The organism is Sphingobium sp. IP1 (assembly GCF_002708645.1).
Taxonomy (GTDB): domain Bacteria; phylum Pseudomonadota; class Alphaproteobacteria; order Sphingomonadales; family Sphingomonadaceae; genus Sphingobium; species Sphingobium yanoikuyae.
In genome coordinates this window covers 37,865-48,221 of the sequence record NZ_NOIW01000037.1, presented here as the reverse complement: position 1 = coordinate 48,221, position 10,357 = coordinate 37,865, and the positions used below count along the sequence as shown (strand labels likewise).

Below are 10,357 nucleotides of genomic sequence, written 5' to 3'. Positions count from 1 at the left end.
GGCTGGGGGGCCGTTGTGCGCCCGGACCGCCGGGGCCGCCATGGCCCGATGACGGCCCGCCGGGTCGGCCATGACCCTGGCCGTGCTGGGCGGCGGCGGGCATGGCGGTCAACGCCATGGCGCCCAGTGAAAGCGCGGCAATCATGCTTCTGGCAAAGCGATGCATGGTCCAGTCCCTTTTCGATTCCTGTTGATCGAGGCAAGCTAGAATGTGGCAGCTGAACAAATGTTGCACGAACGGAACAAAGACGAAGATGGCGGTCGATATTGTAGGAAATGCGGCGCTTAACTTCGCATAATTCCCGCACATTCTGACATTTAATTTCCAACATTTGTCATTTTGGAACAAGTGAGCGTCAGAGGCAGGCCCGACGCCAGACGGCAATATAGGCCGGCGGGAAGGAATAGGACAGCGCGTCCGCGACGCCCGCCCCGTGCATTTCAGAGCGCGTTGGCGATGATGGCGCGCTGGCTGTTGTCGAGGCCGTCCAGCGCCGCGGTCGCGGTCTGATCCGCGCCGGCCCGATCGCCGCCGTCGCTGCCCACGAACTGGATCGCGCTCAGCAGCACCAATATCGCCCAGAGCAGGGCCATCCAGCGGCTGGTGAAGAGGGAGCGGAGTCGGACGCCGAACATGGCGACCGGTCTGGCATGGCGGCGGTTAAGGAAGCGTCATGCCCGCCGCGCCGATCAGCCCGGCGCCGGCGGGAAGGCCGGGGTGCGGGACGGCAAGCCGGGTGGCGGGCTGGTCAGCAGCAGCCGGTCGAGCTGCGCATAGCCCAGGCAGCGATGGCAATAGGCAAAGTCGAAGGCCGTGTTGAGAATCCAGGCCTGGGTCGCGACGTCCCAGGCCGCCCAGGCTTCGCGCGTAACCTGATCGCTGCCGCAGACATTGCAGACGAAGACGTAGCATGGCGGAGATGGAGGATCGACGGGGCTGGTCATGACCGGACCATAGCCCAGGGCATCGCCATTCCGGCGCGAGACTGGTCCGTTATGGACGCGATGCAGGGTGCTCCAGCGGCGCACAGAAAAGGGGAGGCGCTCCCCGCGCCTCCCCTCCCCTCGAACAGGTTGGAGCCCTTTGCAAGCTGGCGTGATGCTGGCTGATCAGCAGCCTTAAACGCGTCAGCGCCGCGCGGGCTTGATCAAGGCGCGACGCGCATGGCACGTCGCGCCTTGATCTTATTCCGCCGCGATGCCGGCGGCCTTGAACATGTCCGGATCGCTTTCGTCGACATTGGCCGCTTCGGCACCCTTGAGCTTCTTGCGGCGGTCGAACGCGTCCCAGACGTCGTTCCACTGGCCACGGGTCGCGCCCTTGGAATATTCGGTCGCGCGCGTTTCGAAGAAATTGGCATGCTCCACGCCGTTGAGCAGCGGGGTCAGCCAGGGCAGCGGATGCTCGTCGATCATGTAGATGGGCTTGAGGCCCAGCTGCCCCAGGCGCCAGTCGGCGATGTAGCGGACATATTTCTTGATGTCCTTGGGCGTCATGCCGGGCACCGGCCCCATTTCGAAGACGAGATCGACGAAGGCGTCCTCGATCCGGACGGTCTTCTGGCACATGTCCATGATGTCGTCCTTGACCGACGCGGTCAGGCAGTCGCGTTCCTTCACGAAGCTGTGGAACAGCTTGATGATGCCTTCGCAATGCAGGGTTTCGTCGCGGACCGACCAGGTGACGATCTGGCCCATGCCCTTCATCTTGTTGAAGCGCGGGAAGTTCATCAGCATCGCGAAGGAGGCGAAGAGCTGGAGGCCTTCGGTGAAGCCGCCGAACATCGCCAGCGTCTTGGCGATATCCTCGTCCGTGTCGACGCCGAACTGGGCGAGATAGTCATGCTTGTCCTTCATCTCCTTATATTGGAGGAAGGCCGAATATTCGCTTTCGGGCATGCCGATCGTGTCGAGCAAGTGCGAGTAGGCCGCGATATGGACCGTTTCCATGTTGCTGAACGCGGTCAGCATCATCTTGATCTCGGTCGGCTTGAACACGCGGCCGTACTTCTCGTGGTAGCAATCCTGCACTTCCACGTCGGCCTGGGTGAAGAAGCGGAAAATCTGGGTCAGCAGGTTGCGCTCATGGTCGCTGAGCTTCTGCGCCCAGTCACGGCAATCCTCGCCCAGAGGCACTTCCTCGGGCAGCCAGTGGAGCTGCTGCTGGCGCTTCCAAAATTCATAGGCCCAGGGATATTCGAAGGGCTTGTAGACCTTGGAGGCTTGAAGAAGGGGCATCGGGTTTACTCCGAGAAGAATATGTAAATATTGAATATCAAAATCAGCGAGAAGATGACGATACCAGCCATCCTAAGCTGGCTTGCATGACGTGGCTGGCCAATCTTGCGAACGAAATCATCGGTTGTTGCTGTTACCGGCGCAGGTGCAGCCGGATGACGCAATTCATATGACAGAATGACGATCTGACTGAGCGACAGAGTGATCCAGAACAACGCACGCCACTGCGGCGTATCCACCCAATAGCCATAGATTCCGACGCCAATCCCGATCGAGATTAGCGCAAGAAGAGCGATCCTCAGCCCCAAAGGCTTGGTCGCCGTCATGCGATCGTCTCCGTCCCGTCCTTCCGGGCGATGCAACGGCTTTGAACCGCTGCACGTGCCCAGGTCAGACCGGTGTCACTGACAGGCGAGGCACTCGTCATAGTCGGTGGTCTCGCCGATTTCGAACTTGGGAGCGTCGATCGTGTTGTCCGCTTCCACGCCGCCGGCAAAACCGGCGCGCTGCACCGACTTGGAGCGCAGATAATAGAGCGACTTGATGCCCAGTTCCCAAGCGCGGAAGTGAAGCATCAGCAGATCCCACTTCTCAACGTCGGCCGGGATGAACAGGTTCAGCGACTGGGCCTGGTCGATATAGGGGGTGCGATCGGCGGCCAGTTCGAGCAGCCAGCGCTGATCGATCTCGAAGCTGGTCTTGTACACATCCTTTTCTTCCTGGGTCAGGAAGTCGAGATGCTGGACCGAGCCGCCGCGTTCCAGGATCGAGTTCCATACGGCGCTCGAATCCTTGGCCTTTTCGACCAACAGCTTTTCCAGATAGGGATTCTTCACCGCGAAGCTGCCCGAGAGCGTCTTGTGGGTGTAGATGTTCGCCGGGATCGGTTCGATACAGGCCGAGGTGCCGCCGCAGATGATCGAGATCGACGCGGTCGGCGCGATCGCCATCTTGCAGGAGAAGCGCTCCATCACGCCCTGGTCGGCGGCGTCGGGGCACGGCCCACGCTCCTGCGCCAGCATCATCGACGCCTCGTTCACCTTGGCATTGATATGCTTGAAGATGCGCAGGTTCCACGACTTGGCCATGGCACCTTCGAACGGGATGCCGCGTGCCTGCAGGAAGCTGTGGAAGCCCATGACGCCCAGGCCGACCGAGCGTTCGCGGCTGGCGCTATATTTGGCGCGGGCCATTTCCGGCGGGGCGCGGTCGATATAGTCCTGCAGCACATTGTCGAGGAAGCGCATGATGTCTTCCGCGAAGGTCGGGTGATCCTTCCACTGATCCCAGGTTTCCAGGTTCATCGAGGAGAGGCAGCAGACCGCCGTGCGATCCTGGCCGAGATGGTCGCGACCCGTCGGCAGGGTGATTTCCGAGCAGAGGTTCGACGTCGAGACCTTGAGCCCCAGGTCGCGGTGATGCTTGGGCATCATCCGGTTCACCGTGTCGGAGAAGACGATATAGGGCTCGCCGGTGGCGAGGCGGACCTCGACCAGCTTCTGGAACAGCGCGCGGGCATTGACGGTGCCGCGCACCGACTGGTCCTTGGGGCTGCGCAGGTTGAAATCACTGCCGTCGCGCACCGCTTCCATGAACTCGTCGGTCAGCAGCACGCCATGGTGCAGGTTGAGCGCCTTGCGATTGAAGTCGCCACTCGTCTTGCGGATTTCGAGGAACTCCTCGATCTCCGGGTGGGAGACGTCGAGATAGCAGGCGGCCGAGCCGCGACGCAGTGAGCCCTGGCTGATCGCCAAGGTCAGCGAATCCATCACGCGGACGAAGGGAATGATGCCGCTGGTCTTGCCGTTGAGGCCGACCGGCTCACCGATGCCGCGCACGCTGCCCCAATAGGTGCCGATGCCGCCGCCGCGCGAGGCGAGCCAGACATTCTCGTTCCAGGTGTTGACGATGCCTTCCAGGCTGTCGTCGACCGAGTTCAGATAGCAGCTGATCGGCAGGCCGCGGCCGGTGCCGCCGTTCGACAGCACGGGCGTCGCCGGCATGAACCAGAGCTTGGAGATATAGTCATAGACGCGCTGCGCATGGTCGGCATCGTCCGAATAGGCGGCAGCGACGCGGGCGAACAGATCCTGATAGCTCTCGCCGGGCAGCAGATAGCGATCGTTCAGCGTGTCCTTGCCGAATTCGGTCAGCAGCGCATCGCGCGACGAATCCGTCACGACATGAAAGCGACGCTCATGAATCTTGGACGACGCGGACTCGGTCGCCTTGCCCTTGGCAGCCTTGGGCTCGGCCTTGTCCACCAGATCCTCGATACGCTCGTCCATTACCGTCGCCACGTCGCCGTTTCCACCTTGTTCACTATCTCGAAAGTCCATGCGAGCCCCCGATTGTTCCTGTTCCGTTCGATTCGGTCCAGCAATGCCGGGGCGCACCCAGGCATCATAGCATGAACCCGATCGGGCCGGGACAGAAATGGGGTCAACCGATCCGATCGCAAGGACAAAAGCCCCGTATCGCCGGAAGCAGGTCCGACAATGCAATCACAATCTATTGGGTGACCCCCTTGGTCCCGATACCACAGATAGTGCCACAGCCCCGCCGACACGCAAGAGGGTAAATGACAGTTCGGGGACTCGGTTCATCGACGCTGGGATTCGTTTCGTCGCTGACACGCCACCCCATAGCGCAACGACGCGCGGACTTCCAAGGGCCTTGAAAAAGACAAGGGGGGCCCATGAAATTAAAAAATAAATTTGCCTTGCCACGCAAATGCGCGCGTCGCGCGATCGGCGACAAAATCATGACATGGGGGCAGAGGCACGGACACGACCACAATCTGTTGAATCGCTGCCTCTATCGTCCCCCTGCATATCACCGCACGATACGCTATGATGATGGGAAGGCAGGCGAATCCATCCGCAGCGATCGGGAGGCAGGCATGATCCTCTATTACCATCCCCTCTCTTCCTATTGCTGGAAAGTGCTGATCGCCTTTCATGAAAATGGCACGCCCTTTACCCCGCGCATCCTGGAGGACGCGGCGGCACTGGCCGAATGGCAGGCGCTCTGGCCGCTCGGCAAATTCCCCGTGCTGCACGACCCGGTGCGCGGCGCGACGATCGCGGAGGCGAGCATCATCGTCGAATATCTGGGCTGGCACGAACCCGGCACCTTCCGCCCGATCCCGGTCGATGGCGATGCGGCGATCGAGGTGCGGCTGATGGACCGGTTGTTCGACAATTATGTGATGGGGCCGATGCAGGCGCTGGTCGCCGACCGGCTGCGCCCCGAGGATGCGCGCGATCCCCATGGCGTGGCCGCCAATGTGGCGGCGCTGCGCAACATCTATGCGGTGCTGGAGAATCGGCTGGCGGGGCGGAGCTGGGCGGCGGGCGATCATCTGTCGCTGGCCGACCGTGCGGCGGCGCCCTCGCTTTATTATGCCGACAGGATCGTGCCGTTGCGCGCCGGCCATCCGGTGCTGGGCGCCTATCTCGACCGGCTGGAGGCACGGCCTAGCTTTGCCCGCGTGCTGCGCGAGATGCAGCCCTGGTGGCAGAATTTTCCCTTTGCCGACGGGCCGCTTGCGTCCTGAACCGCAACCCTCTTCTGGACTCGTCGCCTCAAAGGCCTATAGCCCCGCCTTGCAGGGACCTGCCGTGCAGAGGCGGGCCGCAAGAATAGGGACCAGGGTAGATGACCGTCATCAAGACCGCCGACCTCATCGAGAGCGTCGCCGACGCACTCCAGTTCATTTCCTACTATCACCCGATGGATTATATCCGGGCACTGGGTAAGGCCTATGAGGCCGAAGCCAATCCGGCGGCGAAGGACGCCATCGCCCAGATCCTGACCAACAGCCGCATGTGCGCCGAAGGCCACCGCCCGATCTGCCAGGACACCGGCATCGTCAATGTCTTCGTAAAGTGGGGCATGGAGTGCCGGCTGGACGATAACAGCCGGTCGATGCAGGAGGTGATCGACGAGGGCGTGCGCCGCGCATATCTGAACCCCGAGAACCGCCTGCGCGCGTCGATCCTGAAGGATCCCGCTTTCAGCCGCCAGAACACCAAGGACAACACGCCCTGCGTGCTGAATGTCGAGATGGTGCCGGGTAACAAGGTGATCATCGACGTCGCGGCCAAGGGCGGCGGCAGCGAAAACAAGACCAAGTTCAAGATGATGAACCCCAGCGATTCGATCGTCGACTGGGTGCTGGAAATGGTGCCGCAGATGGGCGCCGGCTGGTGCCCGCCGGGCATGCTGGGTATCGGCATCGGCGGCACCGCGGAAAAGGCCGTGGCGCTGGCCAAGGAAAGCCTGATGGACCCGATCGACATGGGCGAGCTGAAGGCCCGTGGCCCGCAGAACAAGATCGAGGAACTGCGCATCGAGCTGTTCGACAAGGTCAATGCGCTGGGCATCGGCGCGCAGGGCCTGGGCGGCCTTGCCACCGTGCTCGACATCAAGATCCACGACTATCCCTGCCATGCGGCGGGCAAGCCGGTGGCGATGATCCCGAACTGCGCCGCGACCCGCCACGCGCATTTCACCCTCGACGGGTCCGGCCCGGCCTATCTGGAAGCGCCCAAGCTCAGTGAATGGCCGCAGGTCGACTGGAAGCCGAGCAAGGAAGCCATCCGCGTCGACCTCGACACGCTGACGCCGGAACAGGTGCAGGGCTGGAAGCATGGCGACCGCCTGCTGCTGAACGGCAAGATGCTGACCGGCCGCGACGCCGCGCACAAGCGGATCGCCGACATGCTGGAGAAGGGCGAGACCCTGCCGGTCGATTTCAAGGGCCGCGTGATTTACTATGTCGGCCCGGTCGATCCGGTGCGCGACGAAGTGGTCGGCCCGGCCGGCCCCACCACCGCGACGCGCATGGACAAGTTCATGGACATGATGCTGGAACAGGGCCTGGCCGCCTGCGTCGGCAAGGCCGAGCGCGGCCCGGCCGCCACCGACAGCATCGCCAAGCACAAGAGCGCCTATCTGATGGCGGTCGGCGGCGCAGCCTATCTGGTCGCCCGCGCGATCAAGGAAGCCAAGGTCGTGGGCTTCGAGGATCTGGGCATGGAAGCGATCTACGAGTTCACGGTGGAGGACATGCCCGTCACCGTCGCCGTCGATAGCGAAGGCCAGAATGTCCACCGCCTCGCCCCGCTGGTGTGGCAGGAGAAGATCAGACAAGAAAAGCTGCTCGAAGGGGCGTGACTTTCCCATCCTCCCCATCGCAAGATGGGGAGGGGGACCGCCAGCGAAGCTGGTGGTGGAGGGGGAAGTGCGATGCCGCCGAGAAGAAGCACTGTAGAGAAGGCGCGCAACCTACGCCGCGCCCTCTCCCCGCCCGAAGTGGCGTTGTGGCAATGGCTGCGCAGCAGGCCCGATGGGCTGAAATTCCGGCGTCAGCATCCGGCCGGTCCCTATATATTGGATTTCTATTGCCCCTCGGCGCGGCTGGCGATCGAGGTGGATGGCAGCGGCCATGATCTGGCCGGGCAGGTCGCGCATGATGTGCAGCGCGATGGCTGGTTGCAGGCGCAAGGGTATCGCGTGCTGCGGGTTCGGGCTGTGGATATTTTCAGGGATTGTGATGCGGTGGGGCGGCAGATTTTGAGCTGCTGTCGTGCAGTGCCCCTCCACCACTCGCTTCGCGAGCGGTCCCCCTCCCCATCTGACGATGGGGAGGAGTAACGTTTCTCTTACAGCTTGCCGCTGAGCGACACGCCGATGATGCGGGGTTCGTTGAACACCGGCGCCATATAGTTCTCGATCACGCCCTTCATATTCTTCTCGCCCGTGATGTTGCGGGCGAAGGCGGCGATCTCGTACTTGCCGTCCGGCGCGGTGTAGCCGATCTTCAGGCCGCCCTCGAAGTCACCCTTCGAATAGAACTCCTTCGTCTTGTAGAGGACGAAGTTGGTATAGCCCTGGATGTTCCAGTCGGTCGCCGCGAAGATCTTGCCGCCATTGCCCAGCGGCACGTCATAGCGGGCCGCGATGTTGGCGGTATATTTCGGCGCGTTGGGCAGCGGGTTGCCGTCGATCTGGGCGAAGACGCCACGGCCAGCGACGGTGACGGTCGGATCCTGCACGGTGCAGACGACGACGCCGTTCAGCGCGCAGACCTGGGCATAGACATTCTTGTCGTTGATCTCGCTGTGCAGCAGGCTGAGGCCGGCCGACAGGGTGAGATTGTCAAACGGACGCGCTTCCAGATCGGCTTCCAGGCCATAGGCCTTGGCGGCGTCGGCGTTGAACAACACGCCATTGCCGTTCACGTCATTGCCGTTGAGCTGGATGTCCTTCACCTTCCAGGCGAAGCCCGACAGGTTGAAGCGCAGGCGGTTGCCCAGCAGGTTGGTCTTGATGCCGCCTTCGTACGACATGATCGTTTCCGAATCCGCCGTGGTGAAGTCGCTGTTGAACACCGCCGAGCGGCCCTGGATGGTCGGGCCACGGAAGCCGCGCGCGACGCGGGCGTAGAGGCTGACTTCGGGGGTCACTTCATACAGGGCGCTGACGTCCCAGCTCGGTTCCTTGCCGGTCAGCTTCACATAGCGACGGCCGGCATAGGTCGAGACGCCGGCCGCATTGGCGGTGGCGCGGACCAGACGGGTTTCCTTCGTGTCCTTGGTGTAGCGGCCGCCGGCGGTGATGGTCAGGCCCGGCACCACTTCGTAGCTCGCCTGGCCGAACAGGCCCCAGCTTTCATTCTTGTTGCGCAGACGCACCCAGTTGTTGGGATTGTTGGCGGTGCCGGTCAGGAAATAGGCGCGCTGGTAGAAATCGGTGGTGTCGCGGCTGTCGAAATACATGCCGCCAACCTGCCACTTGAAGGCGCTGTCGCCGTTGCTGGCGAGGCGGACTTCCTGCGTCAGCTGGTCGAGATCGCGGACATTGCCCTGGCTCTGGCCGAAGCCGTTGGCCACGCCGTTCACCGGATAATCCGCGCCCGCGCCGCCATCGGTGTCGCCACGGCTGTAGCCCGACGTGGTTTCATAGGCGGTGATCGAGGTCAGGGTGACGGGGCCCATGTCGATCGCGATATTTTCCGACGCGCCATAGGTCTTGTAGGCCTGCGGGTTGTTCATCGCTTCGTCGAGCGCGATCTTCGAGCGGGGTTCGCCCGACACGCTGTTGCTGCCCTTGGTGAGGCCGGCGCGATGGAAGATGGTCGAGGTGCCGTCATAGTCGCGGGCATGGACGCTGGTCAGCATCGAGACATTTTCGGTCGGCGTCATCAGCAGCTGAAGGCGCACGTCCTTCTCATTATAGCCGCCCATCGCGTCCTTCTTGGGGCTGACGGTGCCGTCGGCGCTGGGGCCGGTGTAGGTATTGTCGACCCAGTCGTCGCGATGCTGGTAGAGGGCCGAGACGCGGAAGGCGAGCTTGTCCGCGACGATCGGGCCGCCGATGCCACCGTCGAAGGTGACGGTGTTATAGCTGCCATAGCTGGCCTGGGCGCGACCTTCCCAATCCATCGACGGACGGATGGTGTCGAACTTGATGATGCCCGCCGTGGTGTTGCGGCCGAACAGCGAACCCTGCGGGCCGCGCAGCACTTCCACCTGGTTGACGTCGAACACCGGGTTCGACTTCAGCACGACATGTTCCAGCACGACATCGTCCTGGATGATCGACACCGGCTGCGACGCGCCGAGATAGAAGTCGATATTGCCAAGGCCGCGGATGTAGAAGCGCGGGAAGATGCGGCCGGTGGTGGTTTCGGCATAGAGGCCGGGCACGCGGGCGGCGAGTTCGAGAATGTCGCCGCCGCCGGCGGTCAGGTTGCGCAGCGCATCGCCCTGCACGACGCCGACCGAGACGGGCACCTTCTGCAGATTTTCCGAGCGGCGCTCGGCGGTCACGACGATCTCGTCGAGCTGGCCGGCGTCAGCGCCCGCTTCCTGCGCATGGGCGGTGCCACCAAGGGCGAGCGCACCGAAGGCCGAGGTCAGCAGCAGCGCCGACCGTGCGAAAGTGAATTTCGACAAGGTTATTCCCCGATAATATTGCTTTTGCGTCCGGGACAGCGGCGCCCCTGCGCCTGCCGTCCGGGATGCCATCGCCGCTAGGCGCGATTTGTGGCGGGACGGTGACGTTCGCCCTGCCCAACATGGGAACATGTCGGAATGTTGCCGAGAGTTGT

General features: G+C 62.8%; 9 protein-coding genes. 3 read left to right on the top strand and 6 right to left on the bottom strand.

Going from position 1 to position 10,357, the window contains the following annotated elements:
* Positions 1 to 441 precede the first annotated feature (441 nt).
* The 5 genes from CG471_RS14545 to CG471_RS14525 all read right to left on the bottom strand — a co-directional run bounded on the left by CG471_RS14545 (position 442) and on the right by CG471_RS14525 (position 4,526).
* Positions 442 to 636, bottom strand: a complete 195-nt coding sequence (locus tag CG471_RS14545; protein WP_099232303.1) for a hypothetical protein — start codon at positions 634 to 636, stop codon at positions 442 to 444.
* A gap of 54 nt (positions 637 to 690) precedes the next feature.
* On the bottom strand, positions 691 to 945 hold the full coding sequence (locus CG471_RS14540; protein WP_099232307.1) for a hypothetical protein: 255 nt from the start codon (positions 943 to 945) through the stop codon (positions 691 to 693).
* A 240-nt stretch (positions 946 to 1,185) separates the two neighbouring features.
* Positions 1,186 to 2,238, bottom strand: a complete 1,053-nt coding sequence (locus CG471_RS14535) for a ribonucleotide-diphosphate reductase subunit beta (protein WP_004209931.1) — start codon at positions 2,236 to 2,238, stop codon at positions 1,186 to 1,188.
* A 5-nt stretch (positions 2,239 to 2,243) separates the two neighbouring features.
* The gene (locus tag CG471_RS14530; RefSeq protein ID WP_099232302.1) at positions 2,244 to 2,564 is read right to left on the bottom strand and encodes a hypothetical protein; all 321 of its coding nucleotides are present in this window, start codon (positions 2,562 to 2,564) and stop codon (positions 2,244 to 2,246) included.
* A 75-nt stretch (positions 2,565 to 2,639) separates the two neighbouring features.
* On the bottom strand, positions 2,640 to 4,526 hold the full coding sequence (locus CG471_RS14525; protein WP_010336832.1) for a ribonucleoside-diphosphate reductase subunit alpha: 1,887 nt from the start codon (positions 4,524 to 4,526) through the stop codon (positions 2,640 to 2,642).
* A gap of 614 nt (positions 4,527 to 5,140) precedes the next feature.
* Here CG471_RS14525 and CG471_RS14520 point away from each other — a divergent pair.
* The 3 genes from CG471_RS14520 (at position 5,141) to CG471_RS14510 (ending at position 7,899) form a co-directional block, all read left to right on the top strand.
* Positions 5,141 to 5,797 (top strand): glutathione S-transferase family protein, encoded by a 657-nt coding sequence (locus tag CG471_RS14520; protein ID WP_099232306.1) that lies wholly within the window; start codon positions 5,141 to 5,143, stop codon positions 5,795 to 5,797.
* Positions 5,798 to 5,898: 101 nt separating this feature from the next.
* Entirely contained in the window at positions 5,899 to 7,419 is a 1,521-nt protein-coding gene (locus CG471_RS14515) for a fumarate hydratase (RefSeq protein ID WP_069337419.1), read from the top strand.
* Between the two features lie 72 nt (positions 7,420 to 7,491).
* Positions 7,492 to 7,899, top strand: coding sequence for an endonuclease domain-containing protein (locus tag CG471_RS14510; protein WP_099232301.1), 408 nt, complete (start codon positions 7,492 to 7,494; stop codon positions 7,897 to 7,899).
* An 8-nt stretch (positions 7,900 to 7,907) separates the two neighbouring features.
* Here CG471_RS14510 and CG471_RS14505 read toward each other — a convergent pair whose 3' ends face one another.
* Positions 7,908 to 10,202, bottom strand: a complete 2,295-nt coding sequence (locus tag CG471_RS14505; RefSeq protein ID WP_099232300.1) for a TonB-dependent receptor — start codon at positions 10,200 to 10,202, stop codon at positions 7,908 to 7,910.
* Positions 10,203 to 10,357: the final 155 nt, after the last annotated feature.